Genomic DNA, 23,627 nt, shown 5'->3' on the forward strand with positions numbered 1-23,627 from the left:
TAATCATCCTTAAACTATCTAGTCCTTATCCTTGCCTGAGTCCGATTCCAAGTACTTTCTTGATAGAGCTTTCGTCGTTTTTCAATATCTTCACATTTTTCCCGTCAGAATAAACAAGGAACTTCTTACCTACTATTACCCTGGGCCTGGAGAGAAATATGGTCCCTTTACGGCAGTTACTCTCGTCACATATCTCCATATTGCCAACAAACACGGAATTACTGATTGCCTTATATGGTATACCGTTTCTCTTCAGAATTTCCTTTATATTATCTAGAGACGACAGCTTAGTGACCACTTCACCTAGTGGAATTAACTCTTCTATCTGTCTCTCCAACATGGCCTCTTCTTCTTTAATTGAAGCAAGTCTATTCAGTAAGTTCAGGGCCATCACTCCCTTGGAAGTTAGATACAGTATCCTGTTCTCTTCTCTTATGAGTTGCAGAGACTCCAGAAGTGAGAGATATTTTTTCAGCAGATCAAAGCTGACATTTGCCCCAGCCATAAGGCTGGTTTTTCTTATTCCATTCTGTGCCAGCTGAAGCATATCTCTTATAATATCATTGGAAGTTCGTTTTTTAGCCAAATGGATCCACTAATACTATAATACGTAATACTAAGTTAAAAGTATTTTCCATATAAGCGTTTTTCATGGGTTTATGAGTACGTTCACGTAATTATTTGAAAGCCGAATTCATGCGGAGAACTCAATTCCGTCATCCCAAATCCCTCACTTATAGTTTTTATACTTGTGTGGAGAAAGTGGTAATTGTGGAAAAAGTAGAATCCATAAAGGTTAAAGAGACCACCAAGCAGGAACTCATAAGGATTAGGGGAGAGCTTGAGAGTAAGTACGGCAGGAAATTTTCCCTGGACGATACCATAAATTATCTGATAGCGAGTAGAGGCAGGGAACACAGAGACCCTGTATTGCTGGAAAGGATATTTGGGGTACTGAAGGGAGAAGACCTATACAAAGAACTGCAAGGGGAGAGGAAAGCTGATGAACAAAGAATTGAAAGGAAGTTTGGTCTTTGATTCCGGGATACTGATTTCCCTGTTACAGGGAGAGCTGGAGTGGCTCTATCGTAGGGTGAGGGATGAAACTATCTACCCCATGATTAATGTGGTCAATCTCACGGAAGTTTACTACGTCCTCTGCAGGAAGGTAGGCGCTGAAAGTGCAGGGAGAATCATGGACGACATGCTTAAGTCCGGTTACTTTAAAGTAGTGAGTGTTTCCCGGGAAGTCTCCAAGGAGGCTTCGCTCTGCAAGTGTAAATACCCCATCTCCTTACCCGACTGCTTTTCCATCGCCACCGCAAAGGTTCACAACACGAAGGCCCTGTTCAGAAGGGAAAAGGAGCTTGAGGGAATTAAGGACCAGTTCGTGGAATTCGTCGACTAGAAGGATGTGGAGAATTCGACTCGGGATTTTAATCACAAACTAGGTTATCCCCAGCTCTCCCGGGACTGAACCTTTTTCAGTTTGTAAGTAGACTATCAAGGGAAAATTAATCAATTGTTCATCTCTCAATACTCAAAAGCTTATAGGGAATAAAGTCGTAATATTGAATGTGTTACTCACCGAGATAGCTTCCATACCTCTTTTCCTGCTAGGTGTGGAGCTTATCTACAGAGGAGCCAAATTCAGTAGTCCTTATGTGATAGCGCTTATTTCAATTTTACCAGAATTAATAATAACTCTTGAAGCCTCATTCAGATCAAACTACTACGTGGCACTGTCAACTGTACTGGGAAGTGTGATCTCCCTTTACGTGATTGGGGTCACGTTTTTCGGTGTGGTTCATTTCATCAGGTGGAAGAGTGATTTCAATGTGGGAATTCAGAGGGAGTATCTGTTCATAGTGGTCGCTTCCCTGTTCATTGGCCTCATGGGGTTCACTGGAAGGATTAACGTATGGTGGGGCGTTGTTCTGTTTGGTCTATTTCTGGCCTACAGTGTAATAAAGGTGAACAGGAGAGTTGTCAGGGACTCAAAGGCAATCCCGGCACTTGTGGCAGGAAGCGTCATAGTCTGGATATCATCATCCTGGCTACTTCAGGATATATTCTCGCTGTCCTCAACGTTTCACGTTCCACCTTACTATGTTGCCATTCTCATTGTGCCCGTGATGTCCAACCTGCAGGAGATCTCCACTGCACTTAGATCGAGAAAGGAAAACGTAATGAAGGACCTGCTTCTGGGCGTAATAAACGAGAATCTTATGGCCTCAAGCCTGCTTCTGGCCATAATAGGTTTCGCCTCCGGCACAGAGGGAATAGCGTTGAACTCCTTAACTCCTCTGGTTGAGGTTTCGTTCTTTGCGGGAATCCTAGCGTATTTTCTGATAAAGAACGGACAGATTAAGCTTTACGATTCTATACTAATGATGCTGGGTGTAATGATATTTATTGGTATGTTCAGGCTGTGAGTGGAAAACTCAACTGTGGGTACTCTCCACGTTATAGCACCAGTTTCTCAGGTTCCTTGTTAGCGTCTCAACTCTTTCCTTTTCCAGGCTCTGGCCCAGGATGAATTCCGCGGTGCTTTCTATTAAACCTCTGATCTCATCATCGGACGTGGAACATAGCCTGGTTTTATCCATATACGAGGCTTGTTCCAGGGTTCCCCTTTCGTCAGCTATCAACTTTGCAAGGAAATTCCTTATTAGTGCTGTTCGGTAGAACTCACTTTCCATAAAAAATGTTTAAACATATAGGTAATAAACCTTAATATTATTAGGCACGACATTCAATCATGGAAGCCCTTAAGCTGAGTGATGAGGAGCTAAGGCTCGGTTTCACCTTTGATCATAACAAGTGCATAGTCTGTGGTGCGTGCGTTGAAGCGTGCAACAAGGCCTACGGTGGGAATTGGAGGGTACTTCCTGTATTTGAACTGGAAGGTGGAAAGACGGCCCTCTCCATCTCGTGTAACCATTGCGATAACCCGGTCTGCATGAAGTCATGTCCTGCTCTCGCCATCTCCAAGAACGAGATGGGGGTTGTAACCATTGACTCCAGCAAGTGCATTGGTTGCGGTTACTGCCAGTGGGCCTGTCCCTATGAGGCGTTACACTTCTCAAAGGACGGAACAATGAGCAAGTGCCATCTCTGCGTGGACAGGCTCGGAAAGGGAATGCCCTACTGCGTGGAAAGTTGCCCCACGGGTGCACTAACCTTTGGTTGGCTTGACAGGCCAGATGGAGAGGTTAAGTATCTTGCCCCCGCGTCAATAACCAGGCCCAGAATCAAGATTATCCCTCCCAAGGCTGAGATAAATGCCTCCCCTCTAAAGGAGAAGAGGGAGGATAACTCTGCGGGCCTCATCGCCTTCACCCTTGGAAGCGAGATAGCTCTAGTCTACTCCCTGCTGAAGTTGCCCTATTTTCAGTTAATTGCCCTCATCCTTTTGGCGGGGACGCTCCTCCTATCCGTGGGACACGCCAAGGTCACTGCCAAGTCCATGAGGGTGATCCTTAATCTCTCCACCTCCTGGTTAAGCAGGGAGGTCCTGTTTGGTGGACTCTCCGCTATAGCCTTTCTCACCTCCATGTTTCTCCAGGACGCATATTACGTGGCTCTCCCTCTGCTGGTTCTCAGCGTTATCTCCTCGATAATGATTTACATGCTTAAGTCTAGACCCTCCTGGTATCACCCCGACACTCCCATGTCCTTCCTGGGGACAGGGTTCACGGTGGTGTCTCCACTTGCATACGTCTTCAATCACGATCCCCTATTACTCGTATTGGGAGCTGTGTTTTCCCTGGGAGAGATTATAACTGCTAGGTCCAAGGCCAAGATGGGATTCAGGGATAACAGGATACTGAACATGCCCTACCTTGTGCTTGACTTTGCCACGTTCTTCTTCCCTCCTTTTGGCCTGGTGGCCACAGTTATTGCCATGTTATCAGAGATATTGCATAGACGGGAATTCTTTCAAAAGGTAGTATATTATGGCGTTCCATCAGTTTAAATTTTTCAGTAACAATCTTTATTAGACTAACAAGTTAATAGTAAGTTGGGTGGAATCATCGCTTGAGATACGGTTTCATGGAAGGGGCGGACAAGGAGTTGTTACAGCAGCCAACTTACTTGCTGAGGCTGCTGGACTAGATGGACTTTTCTCCTCAGCCTTCCCCATATATGGTGCGGAGAGAAGGGGGGCGGAAATAGAGTCTTACTGCAGGATTTCAGATTCGCAGATCAGGGAAACCTCACCCATTGAGGAGCCAGACGTGGTGGTTATCCTAGATCCCACTCTTCTAAAGATATCCAATCCAGTGAGGGGGTTGAAGAGGGATGGGAAAATTGTTCTTAACTGGAAGGGGAACCCCCCAGTATCAGGTAAGCTCTTTCTGGTTGACGCAACGGGGATAGCAATGGAGTTGAAGCTGGTTAAGTCCGGCTGGCCACTGGTTAACATATTGATGCTGGGTGCACTGGTTAAGGCCGTGGGTATGCCCTCCCTGGAGTCCGTGAAAAAGGCCATAGACCTGGAGTTCAGCGGGAACGTGGCAGAGCTCAATAAGAGGGCAGTGGAGGTAGCCTTTGAGAATACTAGGGAGGTGAAGGAGATTGTCGCTTGAATACCAGTTCTTCCCAGTCTCTCATCCCAGTGAGGGAGCCGGGGGTAAGACCGGTAACTGGAGAGTGGTGAGACCAGTTGTTGGCGACAGGTGTATTGGCTGTAACGCGTGTTACCTGTGGTGCCCGGAGGGCACCATTGGGGTTAAGGGGAGAAGAGCTGAGGTCAATTACGAGTACTGTAAGGGTTGTGGGGTGTGCGCCAATGTGTGTCCCGTCAAGGCCATTTCCATGGTGAGCGAGTCGTGATGAAGATCATCTCAGGAAATGAGGCAGTTGCCCTCGCAGTCAAGCTGGCGAGGGTTGGCGTTGTGGGGATTTACCCCATAACTCCCCAGACCACCATAATTGAAGAACTGGCTGAAATGAAGGCCAAGGGGGAGATCAGCACAGATGTGGTCAGGGTGGAGAGCGAACACTCAGCCATGGGGGTGACCCTGGGCGCGGCGGTGTCAGGGGTTAGAGCCTTCACCGCAACCTCCTCCCAGGGACTTCTGTACATGCATGAGATGGTATGGTGGGCTGCAGGTAGCAGGGCACCCATTGTCATGGTTGTGGCAACCAGGGCAGTGGGCGCTCCCTGGAATATCTGGAACGAGAACACGGATTTCATGAGCGAGAGGGACAGCGGCTGGATAATGGCCTTCGCTTCAAGTCCCCAGGAGGCGCTAGACCTGACCCTGCAGGCCTTCAGGATCTCAGAGGATCCCAGGGTTTTCGTCCCCATGATGGTGGGGATGGACGGATTCATTCTCTCTCACACGAAAACTAACGTGTATATCCCGTCCCAGGAGGACGTGGATACGTTCCTTCCGCCCAGAAGGCAACCCTACGTAATAGATCCGGAGACGCAAGAGAGCATGGGTAACATTTTCCAGCCAGTTCACTACATGAAGCTCAGGCAGTCCATAAACGAGGCAATAGTTGGTGCAAAAGACGTGATCAGTGAGGTGGGAAGGGAGTATGAGAAGGTGAACCCGCTGGCAGATTACAAGACGCTTAACGTGGAGTATAAGCTGGATGACGCTGAGTATGCGGTGGTTACAATGGGAGCCTGGTCGCTGGACGCAATGGAGGCTGTGGACAGGTTAAGGGAGAGAGGAGTTCCCGTAGGGCTATACAGGGTGAGATATATCAGGCCCTGGGCCGAGGAAGAGATAGAGAGAGCGCTTGGAGATAAGAAGGGAGTGATCGTGTTTGATAGGGCCACATCCCTTGGCAGAGGAGGACCCCTATACCTGGAGATGAGGGCCTCTCTTAACAATCCCGTGAAGGGAGTAATAGCAGGGTTGGGAGGCGTGTCCATGAACAAGAAGGATTTCATGGATGCAATTTCCAGATCCCTGGAGGAGATCAGACGCGGTGATATCAAGGATGTGACCTGGTACTATCCAGGAGAGGTGAAGGAGGTTGAGCTTGGGACTCCGAGATCTGCGATCTGAGTCACTGCTCCCGGGTACCTCAGCGTGTCCTGGATGTCCAGAGAACATGGCCATGAGAATGGTGGGAATGGCCCTAGGTAAGAACGTGGCAATGGTGGTAGTGGCAGGTTGTTCCTCCGTAATTCAGGGAATAGGACCCAAGAACGCCTACGGCTATCCGGTCCTTAACATTGCCTTCGCGGCCGGTCCCGCTGCAGCCTCTGGGATGTGGAGGGCCTTCAAGCAGAGGAACAAGGATGTAACTGTAGTGGTCTGGGCTGGAGATGGGGGTACAGCGGATATAGGCTTCGCGTCCCTTAGCGGAGCGGCCGAGAGAAATGAGGACTTCATCTACCTATGTGTGGACAACGAAGCTTACATGAACTCCGGAGGTCAAAGGAGTGGTTCCACCCCCCACGGAGCCGTGACCACCACTACCCCTGAGGGGAAGAAGGAGAACAAGAAGGAATTGCTCTTCATTATGCTGGACCACAATATCCCCTACGCTGCCACGGCGTCCGTGGGTTATCCCCACGACCTCATGGACAAGTTGAGAAGGGCCAAGGAGGTGAAGGGATTCAGATACATTCAGATCCTTACCCCTGATCCCTACGGCTGGCTCTTCGATCCCTCAAAGACAGCCGAGGTGGGAAAACTTGCGGTGCAGACTTGTTACTGGCCCTTGATTGAGGTTGTGAACGGAAAGGTCAGGATAAGCAACGAATCACTTCACTGCCTAAAGAAGGAGACCAGAAGACCATTGAAGGATTTCCTCTCCGTGCAGGGCAGGTATAAGAAACTCTCAGAGAAGGATTACGAGGAACTGGAGAAGTTCGTGGACGATCTGTGGGAGAGGATACTCTCCATGATCAGCTAAAGATTTTTTGGATGAGCTACATGTTCTTCTCATGAACGCAGACGTCTACAAGATATCCTTCTCGGCATTCTTCGCAGATCTGGGTTATCAGGCAGTCGTTGCCTCCTTTCCCATTATCCTCGTCTTTCAGTTTCACCTTCCCGTCTACATTTACGGGATCGTGGAGAGCGTGTCTTACGGCGTTGGGTTAATATTCTCGTTCCTAGGCGGAGCTCTGGCGGACAGGTATGGGAGCAGGAGAGTGGCCATCTTTGGTAACCTGCTGATAACCCTCCTCTCCTTCACTGGTCTGGCGCAGAACAGTCTAGAGGCCATAGGGCTCTTCCTCTCTGGCTGGTTCATGAGGAACTTCAGGAGTCCTGCCAGGAGGACCATGCTGGTTCAGGTTACAAGCGAGGATGAGAGATCCAGGGCGTTCGCAATTCTTCACTCTCTGGACTTTCTTGGAGGGTTAATAGCGGTGGTGTATCTATCCCTCGGTCTTTATCTGAGGCTCTCGTTCGCTGAGATTCTTCCATTCACTGCCATCCCAATCCTGTTGAGTTCCTTCTTCCTCTTCTTGACGAGGCCCAGGGAAGGTGGAGGTGGGAGAAGGAGCGGGAAAGTACTGGGCGCAGTTGCGCTGGCCTCCCTCCTCTTCGGGATCAGCACCTATAGTCCGGGGTTCCCCATAATCACCGTGACCCAGTCAACCTCTCAGGTTTACCTTGGCACCTTAACCTACGGGTTCTTTCTCGGCTCGTCCTCGGGTTTCGCGATGGTACTCTCCAGGGTGAGGATGAGGGATTATCTGGGCTTGACTCTAGGTTACCTGGTGACAGCTACAGCAAGTGCAGGGTTCATCTTCCTTTTCCCTTTCCGCGAAATTGGGCTTTATCCCATGGCCATCCTCCTGGGTGTGGGGAGCGCCTTAGCTGAGACCTTTGAGCCCAGTCTGGTCTCCAAGGTGGCAGGACAGAACGTGGGAACTGGGATGGGTATACTCTCCCTATCCAGGGGGTTAGGTTACTTTGTGGGCAACTCCCTGATGGGCCTGCTCTATTCCCTGAGTTACGTCTACGCTTACGCCTTTGCATCCCTGGTGGCCCTCGGTTCCATGGTGATCATCTTGGTTCTGGTGAGAAAATGACCCTCCTTCAGGAAGTGACGGGGTTGGTCAAGGAGAACAAGCCACTCTTTGCCATGATGTTGATTAAACAGTTTGTGGAGGATCATCAGCTGGAGAACCCCTCTAGGGAATGCGAGGAGATCTTCAGGGCGGTGAAGGTCATGCCCTGGATGAATGACGAGTCGTGGAGGTACTTCGCTCCATCCCTGCCTGAGGAGGATATAGAGGCCCTCGCTCTCAGGGTACAGGACTGCGTGAGGCTCTACGGGGAGTAAATGCTGGTGAAGGAGCTAATCCCAGATTCCACCAGAGGGATCCAGAAGGTGGGATTGAAGCGTCAAAGTGGTTCCTGAAAACTGCCAAGGGACTAGGACCTACTGAAAATTCCTTTAACTGTTTACATGCCGGTTCTATACCTACATCTCACATCTGGCTTCCTTTGAGAGTGAGCTAGTTCATTAATAAATATTCATCTTGACGTGAATCGCCTTGAAGTATCTCTTACATTGTAAAAGTCCGCAAAAGGCCATGGATGTCCTCCCGGTCCTTCGGTCGCTGATCAACCTTTATTTCCTACCACTCCATCACATCATGATGGACAGGAAGGGCAGGGAGGTCCTACTCCTCCTGGTATGGGGTGACCTGCTCATAAACTACGTGGAGACCATGGTTGTCCCTGCGATCCCCACAATTCAGAACGACTTCTCTGTCAGCTCCACCCTTGCCTCCTGGATTACCTCAGCCTTCATCATCGTGGGGGCAGTGGTGTCACCAATCTTCGGTAAACTCGCTGATATGTACGGGAGGAAAAGGATGTATCTCATATCTCTGGGTGGTTACCTAATCGCAGTTGCGCTTGCAGGCTTCTCACCCTCCATCTACGCCCTGATCACGGCTAGGGCAATTCAGGGGATCGGATACGGCATCTTTCCCGTGGGGTTAGCCATAATCACGGACGTGCTCCCACCACGGGACGTGGCAACAGCACAGGGTCTCCTCTCAGGTTCGGTGGGCATTGGGACGGCGCTGGGGCTCATCGTTGGGTCCTACATAGATCAGAGCCTCGGGTGGCAGTACGCTTTCCATACCGCATTCGTTCTCTCCCTTCTTTTCTTCCTTCTTATCCTTTTTAAGCTCAAGGATACCGGGGTCAGGGTGAAGGAGAGCATAGACTACGTTGGGACAACTCTCCTGACCACGGGGATGGTCCTGATCCTAGTGTACATAACCGAGGGTCCCACGCTGGGCTGGCTCAGTCCCGAGAATGTCTCCTTTCTTGTGACGGGAATGGTCCTGATCCTGGTGTTCATTCCAGCGGAGCTGAGGGTCAGAGAACCCCTGGTGGACATGAAACTCATGAGAATAAGGAACGTCATGGTGGCCAATCTCGTTGGAGTTGTGAGCAGTGTAGCCCTCATGATCATGTATTTTGGTATAATTTACTACGCACAGTTACCCCCTCCCTTCGGGCTGGGACTGGACATATTCTCAGCGGGTTTAACCCTGGCCCCGGCAACCGTGGTGATGTTCGTGGTGGGCCCAGTGGTGGGTAAGCTCACGGGGGAAGCTGGGCCCAAACCCCTCCTCATATTCGGATCCGTGACGTCCATTCTTGGCTTCATTCTCCTAATCCTGAACAGGGGAACGTCACAGGCGCTGGTTGAGGACGTGATCGTGGCCGGGACGGGAATGATATCCATCATCATCCCGCTCATAAACATGATTGCCGTATCCCTTCCAGAGACGGCCAGGGGGATTGGCCTTGGGGTTAACACCCTTCTCCGGAACCTGGGGGCGTCCATTGGTCCCGTCCTGGCCACATCCATTATGTCGTCCTATAAGGACCCCTACGTCCTGATGCTGGGTAACCAGATACTGGACATCTCGTTCTTTCCAGGGAGGGAAGCCTTCAACGTCATGTTTGAGGTGGCAGTTCTAGTAATCCTGGTGAACCTGGGTATATCCCTCCTCACTCAAAACTATAAATTGAAAGATAAAGGTAGAAATATCATTTTGTGAACAATCATATCTCAAAACTTATATTCAATCGTTTTTAAAGGAGTATGACTCTTTTAAAGAATAATGAAAAACATAAGTTCCATTCTTATAGTATTAGTTCTGCTAGTATTTTCCTCCCTGAGTACAGGTACAGTATTGCAGGCCCAGAGCTCGACGTATTACGTACAGACTTCCTCTCCACAGTACTCCATTCTACCTGGATCGCAGTTTGTGGAACCCCTCAATCCCAGCACGGTGATCCCGGTAGCGATACTTCTCAACTTCACCCATTACTCATCTCTTGACGACGAACTTCAACACGTGATCTCAAGTCCCGGAGAGTACCTGACGCCCTCTCAGTTCAGACAATATTACTACCCAGACCAGTCCTACATCTCTTCCCTGGAGAACTATCTAGAGGGGTATGGGTTCGTCCCCACAGGGAATTACGGGCTCATACTCACCTTTAACGCCACGGTTGGAGAAGTGGAACAGGCATTCCACACCTACATAAACGTGTATTACTACCCCTTCAAGGACATATACTGGTTCGGTAAGGTGGGAATTGAGAACGTGGGACCCTTCTACTACTTTTCCAACAACGTTACACCTTCCCTTCCATACAGCGTGGGCAAGTACGTGTTGGGGATTGTGGGCATAGACAGCGTGGATCCACACGTTTATCTGGCCTTGAGGCAGGCATGGAATATTCCCATGATGGAGGGCAAGGGACCCAGCGGTAGAGGGCTAATCTCGAGCGCAATAATCACTCCCAACACCATACAACAATATTTCAATTTCACCTCCCTATACGCGCAGGGTAAGACAGGGTCAGGCTCTACAATTGCCATAGAGGGAGTGCCAGAATGTTACGTGAATACCACGGACATATATACGTTCTGGAAGCTTTTCGGCATACCCAGAACCGGTTCATTTAACGTAATAACCCTTGGAAATGATACCTCTGGAGGTCAGTCTGGTGAAAACGAGCTTGATGCTGAGTATTCCGGGGCGTTCGCGCCCGGCGCGAACATCGTGATAGTCTTTAGCGACGGATATGTGGGCGGAGAGGCGCTTGTGGGCAATTCATTGAACTACTATTACGAATACTATTACATGGCGAATTACCTCAACCCGAGCGTGGTGTCCATCTCAGTGACCCTACCCGAGAGTTACCTGGCGGCGTATTATCCGGCAATGCTCTACATGATTCATAACATCATGGTACAGTTATCGGTTCAGGGGACTTCAGTGCTGGCAGCGTCTGGAGACTGGGGGTTTGAATCTGACCATCCTCCACCCAATTTCCACATAGGTGTTTACAATACAATATGGTATCCAGAGAGCGATCCCCTAGTTACCTCTGTGGGTGGGATATTCCTCAACGCTACCTCAGCGGGACAGATCTACTCCTTCTCGGGATGGGATTACAGTACAGGAGGTAACAGCGTGGTCTTCCCGGTTCAGAGCTACGAGTTAACGTCATTGATTCCGTTCACTCCAGACACGGTAAGAACATACCCTGACATAGCCTTCGTTTCTGCAGGGGGTTACAACATACCGGAGTTCGGCTTCGGTCTACCCTTGATCTTCGATGGTCAACTATTCCTGTGGTACGGGACAAGTGGGGCAGCACCCATGACTGCAGCAATGGTCTCGCTCGTGGGTCAGAGACTGGGTCCTCTAAATTACGCTCTCTACCACATCTCATACTCCGGGGAGATATACACGCCACAGGGCTTGGTGAAGGGATTACCTGCGTGGATACCAGTGACCTCCGGGAACAATCCGTTCCCAGCCCATTACGGATGGAATTACGTCACCGGACCGGGAACGTATAACGCGTATAGCATGGTTATGGATCTAGGGCTGTATTTGTCCGGTTAAATTAAACTTCCTTTTTTATTTTTCCTAAAGGGTTTGAATTATCGTAAAAGTTACGAGGGTGAGATCAGCTTTATTGATTAGGATTGAGCTATAAACTCTCGCTATTGAAAACATAATGTGCTATTAGACATATGTCGCGGCATCTGACTAGTCTTTTCGCTTTCATACCCATTAGGGATTAATTGTTCATTATAACCTTATCATCTTGCAGACTAAAACCTAGGACGAGATTCAACCTATGAAAGGACCAGATGTTGTAATCTTTACCTTTGGCAATATTAAACTCAACTCTTTACACTCGGAAAGCATATCTTTTAACTTCAAGATATTGTCTCTACTCAATGAAAATACTGAAGTACCTGATCCCCTACATAGTTCTGGGATCGCTTCAATACAGGTTCACGAAGGATGGGTTGGCCTTCGCTTCCCCTTTTCTTTTCATGTCGTTAAGGTACTTCATAGGAGGGATGGCTCTTCTGCCCTTAGCCCGGAGGATTGTCCTTAACAAGGATGTGATCATCTTAACCCTCCTGACCACAGCCAGTTCTGGGCTGTGGGCCATGGGTCTCAACTACGTTGCACCCTCAGAGTCAGCGGTCCTTAGCTATACCATGCCCCTCTTCTCGATCCCCATTGCCTATCTCCTCCTTAGCGAGAAGCCCAGATCCTTTGAGGTGGCAGGTGCCATGATAGGCTTCCTCGGCGTTGCGGTATATGGTCTCTCCCTATCAGGCAGGCTTTCTCTCCTGGGAGGAATCCTCACTGTACTCAACGCAGTTTTCTGGGCTGCCTTCACAGTGTACTACAGAAAGATGAGGACCATGGACCCTGCTGTGGTTAACACGTCCCAGATGCTCCTAGGCTCCCTGGTGTTCCTCGCCCTGACTCCCCTGGGTTTCAGGTTTGATCCCAGCCTAAGTTTCCTGGGGGATCTCCTTTTCTCGGCCCTTCTTGGAGGGAGCGTCCTTTTTTACCTCTGGAACGTGATGCTGAGGCTGGAGAGAGTCGGTAAGGTGACCGTCATGGCCTTTTCAGTCCCTATCGCGAGTTCCCTTCTGGATGAGGTTACGGGGGAAGTCCAGTTGAACCACGAGAGCTACGCGGGCATGCTTACCATGCTAACCGGAATACTCCTCTCCAGAAAGGACGATATATTCTCTAGGAAGAGGAAGGTAGAGGTGAAGAGCACTACTTAAAAGTTTTTAAAGAAATCGGAGGAAAGGCACGGAGATATTAATTAATTTATAGTGCAATGTGAACTCGTGATAATGATTTAATGAGGAGGGAAAATTGCCCGCTCTACGATCAAATTCCCTCACGAGTTACGGTTTCATCCGCGACGTTCCCTAGAGAAGATATTAATGTAAATGATTTTTAATTATTTTAATCCTTTATTTCATCAACACGTTCAACTGCATCACCCTGAAACCCTTGAACTGAGCCGTTCAAGTCCCGACCCCGACCAGTTCAGTACCAGATCTTGAACTCAGTATACTTTTTATACTGGGTATACCATCCGTATCATATGAAGGTCATCAAGGTATCCGAGGAGAATAGACAGAGACTTCTTCAGATAGCTGGCGAGCTTCAGGCTAAGGAGGGCAGGAGGGTGACCCTAGATGACGTTATCACTGTCCTGCTGAATCATTACCTCAAGGAGAGGAACCAGGCCCTGAGATTGACCGAGGTGTTCAGGGAGTATCAGTTCGAAGCTGATCCGGTCCCCGTGGATGAAATGGACAGGGAGATTTACAAGTGAACCGAATGATACTCCTGGATACTTCGTTCCTCTACTCCCTCTATAACAGGCGGGACCTGAATCACGCGAGAGCCTTACAACTTCTGGAGGAGATACAGTCCCTCAAGTATGGCCAACCAGTGGTGTGTGACTACGTCATTGACGAGATATTGACGTTAGTCCTCTCGAGGCATGGAAAGAGTTACGCCGGCGTGGTGCTGAACGGGATTGTGAAGGCCGTGAACCAGGGACTAAGACTGCGGTTCGTGGATGAGGACACCTTTGAAAGGGGGATTCAATGCTTCACAAGGTATCACCTCAGCTTCACTGACTGCATTCAGGTGGCCATCCTCCTGGAGGAGAAGGATAGATATATTGCCAGTTTCGATAGGGGATTTGATCAGGTAAGGGAGATTGTGAGGGTCCAGTGAGTTCTGATCAGGGAGATCAGACAATTCGACGAGAGGAGTAAAGGGTGGTCCATATTCCAAGAACCGAACTTTCCACGTCACGACACTAGAACCGAGCCAAACATGTCTTAACGCGGGTCTTTTGGACTCTGCACACCGGAAAGAGTGAGGATTTTAGAGCCTTTACCGCGATTGAGCTCTCCGCTAGTTGATTAATTTTTATCCTCTGGCATGGGCACCTTTCAAGAGAACTGGGTAAAAACTTACACAAGGTATTAACGCAGGGAGTTTAGTCATCGTTTGACTACCTGGCACCATTGCTTGACAAGGTGTAGCACTCCCTCACTTCAATAAAGGAGGTAACATTTCAACATGTAATACCTCCACCACTATTTCACGTAAGGTTTTTAGTCATTTCCCAAGCTCCCTTCAAGTCAAACGAGAACTTTGGTCTAATGCTGTATGTCCTATCTTAGGACCTTACCCTTTCCTTCATCTCCCTCCTGGAGAGCCCGCTCATCAACCTCTTGATGCCCATAAAATTCATCCATAGAAACACAGCCGTTATCACTGGTAATCCCACGTAGATCACGTCCAGAACAGGGGAGAGGCTCTCCAGTGCAAGTGCGGGAGTATAATAGGCCACAACAGTTGCGATGGAGATACAACAAGTGCTTCCGCTGACAATCCCCAGCAGGGGTAAGCCCACGATCGAAAGGTTATACCTGAATCCTCTTCCCCTGAGCTCCACGATGTTTCCAACCACGAGCAGGCCAATGATCATCCCCATCAAGATGGAGAAGAAGCTCAAATCCAGGTAAAACCAGGATCCGCCCACCGTGACTGATGGAGAGAAAAATAATCCTAGCGCGTTCCCCAGCCTCACTGAACTCATGGGGGCATAGGTCACTGAAAACACTGCGGGAGGAGATATTCCCAGGATTCTGTCCAGCAGAAGGCTATATGCCACGTAATGAACAGCAAGATAACACAGGAATATTCCCCAGTTCACCCCTTCCCTCAGGGTTGAGATCACTTCCCTGAGAGGTATCATCACCAGGTAAGCCACCCCCATCCAGAACACCAGCCCACCCCCAAGCTGGAAGGGGAACTGGTCGGGGAAAAGGGGTGACATCAGGTAGAAGAGGAGACCAGACGCAATCAGAAAAAAGTAGAATAACGTGAGCTTCATGATCTCAGTCCCTGAAATACTCCTTGTATATTACGAAGATGAGAGAGGAGAAAAGGAGGATCATTAGACCCACTAGCAGGCCCAGGTTAAACTGGTACTCCAGTACGTTGGAGAAATACTGGGATATTGCGTAGGCTAGGCCTATTCCCGATACCAGGATCACTGGAAGCACCATCTTGGATATGTCTGCTCTTCTCACCTGCTGTTCCTGCACAGTTTCAGAGTACCTGAACCTTATGGAGAAGAATATTAGGGAACCCATGAATACCCCGAAAACTCCCGACGCACTGATGTACATCAACCTCCATAGGTTCTCCACGTACGCTGATATGGGAGATTGCGCTAGGTAACCCAGCGTGCCGAAATCTCCTATCCACAGGAAGACCAGAGCCATGAGCACCATGGTGAATATCCAGGCTACTATGTCCTTGGGCCTTAACATGATATCACCCCGTGGAGTTGGTAACCACCATAATCCCCTTCATGGTATAGTGACCAGGTCCGCAGAACTCGGCACACCAGATGTTGTAAACCCCTGGTTGGTTCACCATGACGTAAAGGTCATAGGTGTAACCCGGGATGGCCTGCATCTTCATTCCCAGCTGTACAATGTAAAATGCGTGGATTACGTCAGCTGAGGTTAACTCGAACACGTAAGGTTTCCCTGCCTGTATCACAACCTTATCGTAGGAGACAGTTCCGTTAGGGTATATGAACTCCCATACGTACTGCTTGGCAATCACCTTGATGGGAATTGGGGTCTCATTACTGGGAATGTAGGAGCCGTGGGTTATGGCCCCTAGGTACTGGAAGGAAAGCGCTCCCAGGAAAACGAGGATGGCTATGGCGAACACTATGGTGGAAATTTCCGCTATCCTTTCCGCTTTCACTTTTCATCACCCCTAAGTGTGTAGACCAGGATGAGACAGGATAGAAGGAACATGTTGATCCCCGCAAGTATCCCCAGCTCAAATTGATCCAAGAAGAGGTTGGTGAGGGTGAACATCCTCGCTGTGGTGTAGGCAATGAGGCCCAATGTGACCAGAATACTTAGATCCAATCCCAGGGAGACTGACCTGGGCAACGTTATGGTTTCAAGTTCCTGGGATCTTGACAGGGCGCTCGCGAATCCGAGCCTCTTCCCGAGGTTGAATGAGTCCGACTCAGGGCCTGCCCTGGACTGTAGCCATCTGAGGACTGGAAATACAGTAAGGAAAGATAGGACGAATATTACTCCATCAACCTCAACTCCTATGGGCCCTATATCCCTACCTGGGGTGAGATAGGCCCATACGCTGTTGACCACGAAGGAGAGTATGAATCCCACTCCCAGAGCCATGGAGGCTGGCCTCATTACTGGATGAGGAGATTGATGCCTGAACACGTACTCGTCTATGAATGGAAAGAGAACGGTGACTGCTCCCCACGCCAGAAATATCAGCGATGCATTGGACGGAGTCACAGACTTGTAGAAGAAGTAGATGAAGAGGAAATACCAGTCAGGGATGGGTGGAGTCTGTGCCGCTAAGGCAGGGTTGTACTCCGGCATAATGTACTTGATTTGGGACCCATCTATCGCTATCTGGAAGGGGAAAGCTGAGGCAATTAGGAAGATCGCACCGAAGGTCATCAACATGGTTACCACTATGATTCCGAAGGTCCTGGTCAGGGGTTGCAATTTCCAGTTTGGGTCGCTTCTAAGCTTATCCGGGTAGTCATCTATGAGCTCGGATCTGTTCTTCTCCTTGCTGAGGGGCGGGGTAATTCCGTGCTTCTCGAAGATGTAGAGATGAAGGCCGAGGACCAGCGCAATTAAGGCACCAACTATCCAGTGGAAGACGAAGAACCTGTCCACGAGGGGATCAACTCCGCTGGCTATCCCAGGTAGCTGGGGGAGGAGGGTCATGGCAGCTATCAGGTTGCTCAGTCCCAGGGGCATGTAGGTGAATAGGTTCAGTCCCGTGGTGGTCGCGGTCCAGGAGATCAGGTTGTAGGGGAGAGAGTATCCCAGATAGGCCTCAGTTAACGTTAACCCCGCCAGTACCGTTCCCACTATCCACATTATCTCCCTGGGTTTCCTGTACGCGCCCACCAGAAAGTTCCTCGTCATATGTACGAGGAGTAGAAATACCATGGCGTAGGCACCCCAGCTGTGTAGACTGAAGAGAAGAGCCCCCAGGGGGACGCTGGATATAAGGTAAGAGGTGGACGCATAGGGATCTGCAGGTACGTAGTAAAGGGCCACGAGCATCCCTGTTACTACCTCAAACAGGAAGGAGGCCAGGACAAAGGATCCCAGCCAGAAATCCAGCCTGTACGCGTAACGTGGGGCCTGCCTTATGGTGTGCCCATAAAGACCAGTCCTCTCGTCGAGCCATTCCAGAACTCTGTCAAGCCAGGTCCCTTCGCGTTCCTCCATTAACTCACCCTAACGCAAGCCGGGTTTGTGGGCACTGAGTAGCTGTACCTGGGGTCATAGATCAGGTTATCCCTTGGTCTCCTTCTGGGCACAGCCTCTGAGAAATAGGGCGCATTGGTTCCCACAGCGTAAATATCCCCTGTCGTTTCGTCGTACTTAAGGAGGACCATGGGAAGAGGCCTGGGGGCCGGGCCGCCCACCACTACTCCGCCCTGGTCAAGCTGGTACATGGAACCGTGGCACGGGCAGTGCAGGATTGAGGTCGAAGGATTCAATCCAGGATTGCTTGGGCTGGGCACCAGGGCCTGTGCGGGAAGCTGACATCCTAGATGCACGCAAACTGCAGAGAAAGCGCATATGGACCTCTTGGGTCCAACACCCACGATATTCTTGAAGTCTGTATTTATTCTGAACTGATTGGCGTAGGGGTTCTTGAACTCCACGTCCTTCATGTTGTTTAACTTGTAGAAGTCCACCAGGAAACAGGGCTCGTCCGTGAGGGGATAGGCAAAGAAATAGACCGGACAGCTCCCTTGAAGCTGGCTTATGTTGGCAACCCTGTACTTGGGAAAACCCTCCAGTCCCTGAGAGTTGTTGGCCACAAGGTATCTGGGCGAGATGGACTTGAGCTCTCCGTAGTAATATCCCATGTAGTCAAGAACGGGGGTAACCAGGGGAGAGACCGCAATGGCCCCTCCCAGGATGAGGCTCAATCTGAGAAAGTCCCTTCTATCCAATTCCCTCCACTATGATATTAACAGCATTGAGTTACCTTTATGTATTCTATTAAAACTTTACTATATTTGTGTTTTAAATAAGAAAAAATTAATCATTATAAATTGCTCATTCTACGGCGTACGGGGTGGTTACGTTCTGTGATGCCACAAGGTTAACCCACATTCCAGATTCCGCATGGCCTGAAATTCCGCAAGCCAGCCAGTAAGTTCCCGGGGCAATGGGTCCGTAAACTCCCACCGCAGTCTGACCAGAGGAGAGTCCCTGAAGCGTGTATGCGGAGGAAGTTGTACCCACGTAAAGCAATATTTTCCCGTCACTTGCCAGGTCCGCTGCGTTGGGAGTAGCGGTGTTGTTCATTACTAGGATCAGGTTGTGCTGAAGTGACTCCTGGTTGGTGAATTTTACCTCTAGGTTGTAACCAGCGGGCACATAAATTGTCATTTGGCCAAAGGACGTTCCGTTGAGGTTAAAGGTGGAGGCCGAAGATAGCGCCACCAGGGAAATGACCACTGTCTTATTTGACGATATGACTGGAAGCGTGATCTTTGTGGGGCCTGAGCTCGTGGTGGTATTAGTGGTGGAAGGAGAGGAGAGCGTGTGAAACTGGTAAATGGAGATAATGGCTGCAGACAACACTACAACAGCTACTATGAAAGCTACAACGTAGGAAAACATGGGGGAGACCGCCTTGTCCATCTTAAATCATCATGATAGTTCAGATTTCTATTTTATAAGCATTTTTTCAAATGTTTCCCGACTCTAGAAAATCAAGGATGTCCAATTTCCGCAGAGCGTTCCTGTATCCGAGAGGCATGAAGTGCTGGCCAGGGGATATCAACGTCTATCGTGGAATTCCTGTAAAAATTATATGTGTGAGTAATCGAATGGGTAAACGTGAAACGCGAAAAAACGCTCACGATGGATGAGAGGGGAAGAATCACCCTACCCGCAAGCATAAGGAAGAAGATTAACGCAAGGAAGTTCGAGGTTGTACTCACAGACGAGGGAATCCTACTCAAACCCGTCAGGAATGATGCGCTAGATAAGTATTTCGGCATATTCAAGGGGAGAGTTAAGAAGGACGTCGACGAGATACTTGACGAGGCTATGGAGGAGTATGTGAGAGAGTATGAAAAGGTATTTTGATGCTAATGTATTTATTTACTTTTTTTTTTAAAGATAATTATTTTGGTGATAAGGGGTATGAGTGGTTAAAAAAGATGAGAGGATCACGTGTGCTATAACTCCATTTGAAGTGACTTACATACTCTCGAAAATGTCGAACATCTCAAGAAAAGACTCATCCTTGACTGCTACTGTAATAAATGCATTTTCCGATTTGAACGTCAGATATGAGCAAACCATGGGAGGACGTACAGGATGTTATAAGAAAGTATAACCTAGATTTTGCGGATTGTAATAGTCTGAAGTTTTTATGATAAGGTCCTATGAGCTCTGACTAATTGTTAAATTGAAAGAAAATCATATTGATTTACATGTGTTTCACGCCTTATTCTAGTTCTAATAGCCTTAAAAATAATATAAAAGATATGAGAGCACACGGGAACATCGTTACCCGCTGATTCCGTCGGCTGTTGTGGCGGTCAGAATCTGTACTGCTCATTTTTACTGGATAAAAGAAGGTAAGGATGTTAAATGAACAAACTTAACTAAATAATAAAATATTTCTAAAAATTAAAATTATCTAAAATAACGAGGATTTAAACTATAAAAGCTTTTTTATCTTTGTATGATGGAAATACCGAATTAATGAAAAATATATATGTAAACATTAATTCCCGTTAAATGAATTTGTCATTGAGATTAGGATGGGAAAGGTAAACAGGGTTAAAGAGGTTCTAAAGATAGCTCTTACGACCACAAGTGCACATGACATAGGGATAATGTACATTGTATTAGGTATAATAAGTCTTATCACAGGTTCAGCTTATGGGGCGTTGATAAGAGATCAGCTAACGCTAAACAATGTGGGAGCCGTTGAGTACTACAACGCCGTATCCCTGCACGGCATATTTATGATTTTCTTCATGGTGATGCCCATCTCCACAGGTTTTGCAAACTATCTGGTTCCCAGAATGATAGGGGCCCACGACCTATACTGGCCTAAGATAAATGCACTCTCCTTCTGGATTCTGGTACCGGCAGTTTTCATGAGTATCATTGCCCCACTATTTGGACCCGTAAACACAGGATGGTACATGTACGCTCCTCTGAGCACTGATCTGCAGGTGAACGGAGGTTTCGGCGTTACGCTGATTGAGGTGGCGTTGATGATTGCTGGCGTTTCCTCCACCTTAACGGGTATCAATTTCCTCATGACGATCCTGAGACTCAGGAAGATTCCCTTCTTCAAAATGTCCCTCTTCACATGGTCCTTCTTCGCCACCTCGATCCTCCTCATGGTTGCGTTACCTCCCCTAACCGCGGGCCTAGTCATGGCGTTTCTGGAGAGGATGTGGAACCTTCCGTTCTTCAATGCTGCTCTTGGAGGAAATCCACTTCTATGGCAAAACGTCTTCTGGTTCTTCGGTCACCCGGAGGTGTACATTCTCATTTTGCCAGCCATGGGACTGGTGGGTGAGGTTCTTCCGAGGGCCGTGGGAAGGCAGATTTACGGGTATAAAGCGCTGGCCCTCTCGTCCATGGCCATAGCTTTCCTGTCGGTTCTGGGAGTATGGATGCATCATATGTTCACGGCGATTGACAGTGACGTGGTGAGGGAGATAGCTGCTGCGACCACCATGGCAATTGCCATTCCCTCGGGAGTAAAGGTGGTGAACTGGACCATCACCTTTTACGGAGGGAAGGTAAGGTTCTCTGCCCTAACCATAGGCATGATAGGGTTCATCACCCTCTTCTTGGTGGGCGGGATTACGGGAGTGTTCTTCCCCCTGATACCCGTGGACCTGGCGTTCAATGGGACCTACCTAGTGGTAGGACATTTTCATTACATGGTCTTTGCAATTCTAGTGGGATTGTTGAGTGGGCTGGTGTACTACTTCCCCTATTTCACGGGGAAGTGGTTTGATCAGGAACTGGCAAGAACCTCCATGTTCATGATTGTGGTTGGGGCCTTCGTGGTTGCCACTGGAATGAGCATTGACGGAGTCCTGGGGATGCCCAGAAGGTACGCGGTGGTGCCGGCACCAATCTATCAGCCCTTCCAGAACCTGATTACTGTGGGCGGTTTCGTGGAAGGAATAGGCCTACTTCTCATGTTCGGCACATTGCTCTACGGATGGGTCAGGGGGCCTCCCGTAAGGAGTATGGATCCATGGAATTCAGAACAGCTCATAGGAGTGCCGGACTTCACGCTCAGGCCCGTGGCACTTCCACTTTCCTTCGGAAAGGAGATGGATGGAACTACACCCGAACATAGGCATGGTTCCTATTTCCCCTCCCTGCTGGGATTGCTGTTATGCTTCCCACCCCTCGGCTTCATGCTTATCTTAGCAGGTGTGACCATTCCTGGAATCCTCATGGTTCTGACCTTCATAGGTGTCGGAATAGCCTGGCTGTATAATGACTACTTTAAGCAGATTAAACCCTTACCGGGATTTGGCGGTTTCACTCTGACGAAGATGGTAAACGCAACGCCCGCTGGAGCTACAGGATCCCTGGGAGGAATGGAGAATCCCACCATCCAGGAGAACGGAGTGGAGATAGCCAGGAGGGCGAAAACCCCTGTACTCTTCTTCATTATTGCGGAGATATTCCTCTTTGGCAGTTTCATAGGAGGCTACATATATGACGTGAACGAGACGCCTACGGTTGCGAGCCTACCCAGGTTGTCCGTGGACTGGTATCCACTTCCCCTGATCATGACTGTGGTTTTACTCTCTAGTTCAATCCCGGCCCATCTTGCCTATCATAATTTCCTCAAGGGTAGAATGAGGATGTTCAAGATACTGGGCACACTGACGGCGCTCATGGGATTCTCCTTCCTCATGGGTCAGGTGTACGAATTCACTCACATAGTCAAGTTTACGCCACAGCAGGACGTGTACTCGGCGTTCTTCTTCACCATAGTATCTCTCCACGCATTTCACGTTATAATGGGTCTGGTTCTCTGGACCATTACACTGCTGAGGACTAGGATCACGGTACCATACCAGCTCTCAACGGGAGCGTCATATTATTGGCACTTTGTGGATGCCGTGTGGGTGGTGGTATTTACAATGCTTTACCTGCAACTACCAATCTATCATCCGTGAGTTTATGAGAAAACATCTTTTTTTAGGAGTTTTCCTGGTTCTCTTAATAATTAATCCACTTACTGAAGGGATATACGGGAGAAATGCGGTACTTTACATGGCCTCCCACTATGCTCTCTTTGCCTTGGGAATGTGGATGGGACTCTCCGAGGCCTCAAGGAGATTCTGGATATGGAGACTGATTGCAGGGACAGGAGTCGCCTTGTTAGCCCACGTCCCCTTGATATTTGACGTCTCGGCGTATAATGAGGTTGTGAGGGTGATACTGGAGCTTGGTTTGTTCTGCGGAGGTTTTTTGGTGGGCTCCTCCTTCCAGGCGGGAGGAAACGTGACAAGTTACATCCTTCTGGGCGGATGGATGACTGGGGATACTGCCCTCTCCGTAGCTTTCCTCCTGGGAGATAGCGCCTATTCCTTCCCACTCTCCCCCTATCCAGTGTGGCAGATCAAGGATGCAGGCATTTTCATGTTCCTTTTCATGAACGTTGTGGCTTTCTTTATTATCATGAAAATCTTCATCGGATTCCTTGAAAAGGGAGAGCTTAAAGGGGAAGGTGAAGGAATATGAGCGTCAGTTTAGGGAGTTAAAGCCCCTTCAATACGCTTCTGAACGCTATGTATATCACAGTGGCCAGTATCACGTTCATTACTATGATCATGGAAATCCCTGCCAGGGGAAGGGATTCAGGCGTGTAGGGGGAGAAGGGGTAAACCTTATTGCTGTATTCTGGACTTCCAATCAAGAGAAGTATGCTGAGCAGGGTATCCCCCAGCATGTAAAGGGCGAAAAGGGTTATCTTGCTCCATTGTGGAAGACTGCGTATTGATGAACCAAGGAGGAAACCTCCAAGGAAGAGGGATGTATCCAGGAGAATCCTGAACTTCAACACTCCAGCTCCAAGGGAGAAGGGCAAGGGAAGGTGCCAGAACACCACTGGTAGCACTTTTCGGAACTTACCTCAGGCTGAACAGTTTCTTGGTATCACCCACCTCAAGGTAAAGGGTTTTAAGCAG

The 23,627-nt window shown here is 48.9% G+C and carries 27 protein-coding genes; 18 read left to right on the forward strand and 9 right to left on the reverse strand.

Annotated elements, in window-relative coordinates:
• Positions 1–25: 25 nt before the first annotated feature.
• A complete protein-coding gene (locus tag L3N51_RS06285) occupies positions 26–586 on the reverse strand; it encodes a winged helix-turn-helix domain-containing protein (RefSeq protein WP_238026143.1) in 561 nt (186 codons plus the stop codon).
• Positions 587–771: 185 nt separating this feature from the next.
• On the opposite strand from L3N51_RS06285, the gene L3N51_RS06290 reads away from it, so the two are divergent.
• The 3 genes from L3N51_RS06290 to L3N51_RS06300 all read left to right on the forward strand — a co-directional run bounded on the left by L3N51_RS06290 (position 772) and on the right by L3N51_RS06300 (position 2,435).
• Entirely contained in the window at positions 772–1,038 is a 267-nt protein-coding gene (locus L3N51_RS06290; RefSeq protein ID WP_238026144.1) for a hypothetical protein, read from the forward strand.
• Positions 1,004–1,408 (forward strand): type II toxin-antitoxin system VapC family toxin, encoded by a 405-nt coding sequence (locus L3N51_RS06295; RefSeq protein WP_238026145.1) that lies wholly within the window; start codon positions 1,004–1,006, stop codon positions 1,406–1,408. The genes L3N51_RS06290 and L3N51_RS06295 overlap by 35 nt, the downstream gene beginning before the upstream one ends.
• 169 nt (positions 1,409–1,577) lie before the next feature.
• Positions 1,578–2,435 (forward strand): sodium:calcium antiporter, encoded by an 858-nt coding sequence (locus tag L3N51_RS06300; protein ID WP_238026146.1) that lies wholly within the window; start codon positions 1,578–1,580, stop codon positions 2,433–2,435.
• A 9-nt stretch (positions 2,436–2,444) separates the two neighbouring features.
• On the opposite strand, the gene L3N51_RS06305 is transcribed toward L3N51_RS06300, so the two are convergent.
• Positions 2,445–2,702: a hypothetical protein gene (locus tag L3N51_RS06305; protein WP_238026147.1), complete on the reverse strand. Its 258-nt coding sequence runs from the start codon at positions 2,700–2,702 to the stop codon at positions 2,445–2,447.
• Positions 2,703–2,761: 59 nt separating this feature from the next.
• Between L3N51_RS06305 and L3N51_RS06310 the strand changes: the two genes are divergently transcribed.
• From L3N51_RS06310 to L3N51_RS06365, 12 genes are all read left to right on the forward strand, one after another.
• Positions 2,762–3,979, forward strand: coding sequence for a 4Fe-4S dicluster domain-containing protein (locus L3N51_RS06310; protein WP_238026148.1), 1,218 nt, complete (start codon positions 2,762–2,764; stop codon positions 3,977–3,979).
• Between the two features lie 49 nt (positions 3,980–4,028).
• Complete coding sequence (locus L3N51_RS06315; protein WP_238026149.1) at positions 4,029–4,592, forward strand: 2-oxoacid:acceptor oxidoreductase family protein; 564 nt, start codon at positions 4,029–4,031, stop codon at positions 4,590–4,592.
• Complete coding sequence (locus tag L3N51_RS06320; RefSeq protein WP_238026150.1) at positions 4,582–4,839, forward strand: 4Fe-4S dicluster-binding protein; 258 nt, start codon at positions 4,582–4,584, stop codon at positions 4,837–4,839. Before L3N51_RS06315 ends, L3N51_RS06320 begins: the two co-directional genes overlap by 11 nt.
• Complete coding sequence (locus L3N51_RS06325; RefSeq protein ID WP_238026151.1) at positions 4,839–6,032, forward strand: pyruvate ferredoxin oxidoreductase; 1,194 nt, start codon at positions 4,839–4,841, stop codon at positions 6,030–6,032. The genes L3N51_RS06320 and L3N51_RS06325 overlap by 1 nt, the downstream gene beginning before the upstream one ends.
• Positions 6,001–6,888, forward strand: coding sequence for a pyruvate synthase subunit PorB (gene porB, locus L3N51_RS06330; protein WP_238026152.1), 888 nt, complete (start codon positions 6,001–6,003; stop codon positions 6,886–6,888). Before L3N51_RS06325 ends, porB begins: the two co-directional genes overlap by 32 nt.
• A gap of 31 nt (positions 6,889–6,919) precedes the next feature.
• Positions 6,920–8,017, forward strand: a complete 1,098-nt coding sequence (locus tag L3N51_RS06335; RefSeq protein ID WP_238026153.1) for an MFS transporter — start codon at positions 6,920–6,922, stop codon at positions 8,015–8,017.
• Positions 8,014–8,271, forward strand: a complete 258-nt coding sequence (locus tag L3N51_RS06340) for a DUF3398 domain-containing protein (protein ID WP_238026154.1) — start codon at positions 8,014–8,016, stop codon at positions 8,269–8,271. The genes L3N51_RS06335 and L3N51_RS06340 overlap by 4 nt, the downstream gene beginning before the upstream one ends.
• A gap of 319 nt (positions 8,272–8,590) precedes the next feature.
• Complete coding sequence (locus L3N51_RS06345; protein WP_238026155.1) at positions 8,591–10,015, forward strand: MFS transporter; 1,425 nt, start codon at positions 8,591–8,593, stop codon at positions 10,013–10,015.
• A gap of 63 nt (positions 10,016–10,078) precedes the next feature.
• A complete protein-coding gene (locus L3N51_RS06350; protein ID WP_238026156.1) occupies positions 10,079–11,881 on the forward strand; it encodes a S53 family peptidase in 1,803 nt (600 codons plus the stop codon).
• Positions 11,882–12,222: 341 nt separating this feature from the next.
• Positions 12,223–13,077, forward strand: a complete 855-nt coding sequence (locus tag L3N51_RS06355) for a DMT family transporter (protein ID WP_238026157.1) — start codon at positions 12,223–12,225, stop codon at positions 13,075–13,077.
• Between the two features lie 329 nt (positions 13,078–13,406).
• Positions 13,407–13,640 carry a hypothetical protein gene (locus L3N51_RS06360; RefSeq protein ID WP_238026158.1) on the forward strand — a complete coding sequence of 78 codons (234 nt, stop codon included), beginning with the start codon at positions 13,407–13,409 and terminating at the stop codon, positions 13,638–13,640.
• A 5-nt stretch (positions 13,641–13,645) separates the two neighbouring features.
• Positions 13,646–14,050, forward strand: coding sequence for a type II toxin-antitoxin system VapC family toxin (locus L3N51_RS06365; protein WP_238026185.1), 405 nt, complete (start codon positions 13,646–13,648; stop codon positions 14,048–14,050).
• 451 nt (positions 14,051–14,501) lie between these two features.
• Here L3N51_RS06365 and L3N51_RS06370 read toward each other — a convergent pair whose 3' ends face one another.
• The 6 genes from L3N51_RS06370 to L3N51_RS06395 all read right to left on the reverse strand — a co-directional run bounded on the left by L3N51_RS06370 (position 14,502) and on the right by L3N51_RS06395 (position 19,074).
• The gene (locus tag L3N51_RS06370; RefSeq protein ID WP_238026159.1) at positions 14,502–15,221 is read right to left on the reverse strand and encodes a hypothetical protein; all 720 of its coding nucleotides are present in this window, start codon (positions 15,219–15,221) and stop codon (positions 14,502–14,504) included.
• Between the two features lie 4 nt (positions 15,222–15,225).
• A complete protein-coding gene (locus L3N51_RS06375; RefSeq protein WP_238026160.1) occupies positions 15,226–15,663 on the reverse strand; it encodes a hypothetical protein in 438 nt (145 codons plus the stop codon).
• Between the two features lie 4 nt (positions 15,664–15,667).
• Positions 15,668–16,111 (reverse strand): cytochrome c oxidase subunit II, encoded by a 444-nt coding sequence (locus L3N51_RS06380; protein ID WP_238026161.1) that lies wholly within the window; start codon positions 16,109–16,111, stop codon positions 15,668–15,670.
• Positions 16,108–17,640: a cytochrome b gene (locus L3N51_RS06385; RefSeq protein ID WP_238026162.1), complete on the reverse strand. Its 1,533-nt coding sequence runs from the start codon at positions 17,638–17,640 to the stop codon at positions 16,108–16,110. Before L3N51_RS06385 ends, L3N51_RS06380 begins: the two co-directional genes overlap by 4 nt.
• Positions 17,640–18,377 carry a Rieske 2Fe-2S domain-containing protein gene (locus L3N51_RS06390; protein WP_238026163.1) on the reverse strand — a complete coding sequence of 246 codons (738 nt, stop codon included), beginning with the start codon at positions 18,375–18,377 and terminating at the stop codon, positions 17,640–17,642. The genes L3N51_RS06385 and L3N51_RS06390 overlap by 1 nt, the downstream gene beginning before the upstream one ends.
• Positions 18,378–18,483: 106 nt before the next feature.
• The gene (locus L3N51_RS06395; protein ID WP_238026164.1) at positions 18,484–19,074 is read right to left on the reverse strand and encodes a sulfocyanin; all 591 of its coding nucleotides are present in this window, start codon (positions 19,072–19,074) and stop codon (positions 18,484–18,486) included.
• Between the two features lie 198 nt (positions 19,075–19,272).
• On the opposite strand from L3N51_RS06395, the gene L3N51_RS06400 reads away from it, so the two are divergent.
• The 3 genes from L3N51_RS06400 to L3N51_RS06410 all read left to right on the forward strand — a co-directional run bounded on the left by L3N51_RS06400 (position 19,273) and on the right by L3N51_RS06410 (position 23,181).
• Positions 19,273–19,524 (forward strand): AbrB/MazE/SpoVT family DNA-binding domain-containing protein, encoded by a 252-nt coding sequence (locus L3N51_RS06400; protein ID WP_238026165.1) that lies wholly within the window; start codon positions 19,273–19,275, stop codon positions 19,522–19,524.
• A 683-nt stretch (positions 19,525–20,207) separates the two neighbouring features.
• The gene (locus tag L3N51_RS06405; RefSeq protein ID WP_238026166.1) at positions 20,208–22,613 is read left to right on the forward strand and encodes a cbb3-type cytochrome c oxidase subunit I; all 2,406 of its coding nucleotides are present in this window, start codon (positions 20,208–20,210) and stop codon (positions 22,611–22,613) included.
• Between the two features lie 4 nt (positions 22,614–22,617).
• Positions 22,618–23,181, forward strand: a complete 564-nt coding sequence (locus tag L3N51_RS06410; protein ID WP_238026168.1) for a DUF1404 domain-containing protein — start codon at positions 22,618–22,620, stop codon at positions 23,179–23,181.
• Positions 23,182–23,197: 16 nt separating this feature from the next.
• Here L3N51_RS06410 and L3N51_RS06415 read toward each other — a convergent pair whose 3' ends face one another.
• Positions 23,198–23,557, reverse strand: coding sequence for a DUF1404 family protein (locus L3N51_RS06415; protein ID WP_238026170.1), 360 nt, complete (start codon positions 23,555–23,557; stop codon positions 23,198–23,200).
• Positions 23,558–23,627: the final 70 nt, after the last annotated feature.

It is taken from the genome of Metallosphaera javensis (ex Hofmann et al. 2022), from assembly GCF_022064045.1.
Taxonomy (GTDB): domain Archaea; phylum Thermoproteota; class Thermoprotei_A; order Sulfolobales; family Sulfolobaceae; genus Metallosphaera; species Metallosphaera javensis.

What these genes read in the sequence shown, in the direction of transcription:
- L3N51_RS06305 (WP_238026147.1), bottom strand. Translation starts at nt 2,702, where the DNA reads ATGGAAAGTGAGTTCTACCGAACAGCACTAATAAGGAATTTCCTTGCA.
- L3N51_RS06355 (WP_238026157.1), top strand. Translation starts at nt 12,223, where the DNA reads ATGAAAATACTGAAGTACCTGATCCCCTACATAGTTCTGGGATCGCTT.
- L3N51_RS06345 (WP_238026155.1), top strand. Translation starts at nt 8,591, where the DNA reads ATGGACAGGAAGGGCAGGGAGGTCCTACTCCTCCTGGTATGGGGTGAC.
- L3N51_RS06395 (WP_238026164.1), bottom strand. Translation starts at nt 19,074, where the DNA reads ATGGACAAGGCGGTCTCCCCCATGTTTTCCTACGTTGTAGCTTTCATA.
- L3N51_RS06335 (WP_238026153.1), top strand. Translation starts at nt 6,920, where the DNA reads ATGAACGCAGACGTCTACAAGATATCCTTCTCGGCATTCTTCGCAGAT.
- L3N51_RS06325 (WP_238026151.1), top strand. Translation starts at nt 4,839, where the DNA reads ATGAAGATCATCTCAGGAAATGAGGCAGTTGCCCTCGCAGTCAAGCTG.
- L3N51_RS06340 (WP_238026154.1), top strand. Translation starts at nt 8,014, where the DNA reads ATGACCCTCCTTCAGGAAGTGACGGGGTTGGTCAAGGAGAACAAGCCA.
- L3N51_RS06365 (WP_238026185.1), top strand. Translation starts at nt 13,646, where the DNA reads ATGATACTCCTGGATACTTCGTTCCTCTACTCCCTCTATAACAGGCGG.
- L3N51_RS06375 (WP_238026160.1), bottom strand. Translation starts at nt 15,663, where the DNA reads ATGTTAAGGCCCAAGGACATAGTAGCCTGGATATTCACCATGGTGCTC.
- L3N51_RS06295 (WP_238026145.1), top strand. Translation starts at nt 1,004, where the DNA reads ATGAACAAAGAATTGAAAGGAAGTTTGGTCTTTGATTCCGGGATACTG.
- L3N51_RS06370 (WP_238026159.1), bottom strand. Translation starts at nt 15,221, where the DNA reads ATGAAGCTCACGTTATTCTACTTTTTTCTGATTGCGTCTGGTCTCCTC.
- L3N51_RS06410 (WP_238026168.1), top strand. Translation starts at nt 22,618, where the DNA reads ATGAGAAAACATCTTTTTTTAGGAGTTTTCCTGGTTCTCTTAATAATT.
- L3N51_RS06310 (WP_238026148.1), top strand. Translation starts at nt 2,762, where the DNA reads ATGGAAGCCCTTAAGCTGAGTGATGAGGAGCTAAGGCTCGGTTTCACC.
- L3N51_RS06350 (WP_238026156.1), top strand. Translation starts at nt 10,079, where the DNA reads ATGAAAAACATAAGTTCCATTCTTATAGTATTAGTTCTGCTAGTATTT.
- L3N51_RS06360 (WP_238026158.1), top strand. Translation starts at nt 13,407, where the DNA reads ATGAAGGTCATCAAGGTATCCGAGGAGAATAGACAGAGACTTCTTCAG.
- L3N51_RS06405 (WP_238026166.1), top strand. Translation starts at nt 20,208, where the DNA reads ATGGGAAAGGTAAACAGGGTTAAAGAGGTTCTAAAGATAGCTCTTACG.
- L3N51_RS06385 (WP_238026162.1), bottom strand. Translation starts at nt 17,640, where the DNA reads ATGGAGGAACGCGAAGGGACCTGGCTTGACAGAGTTCTGGAATGGCTC.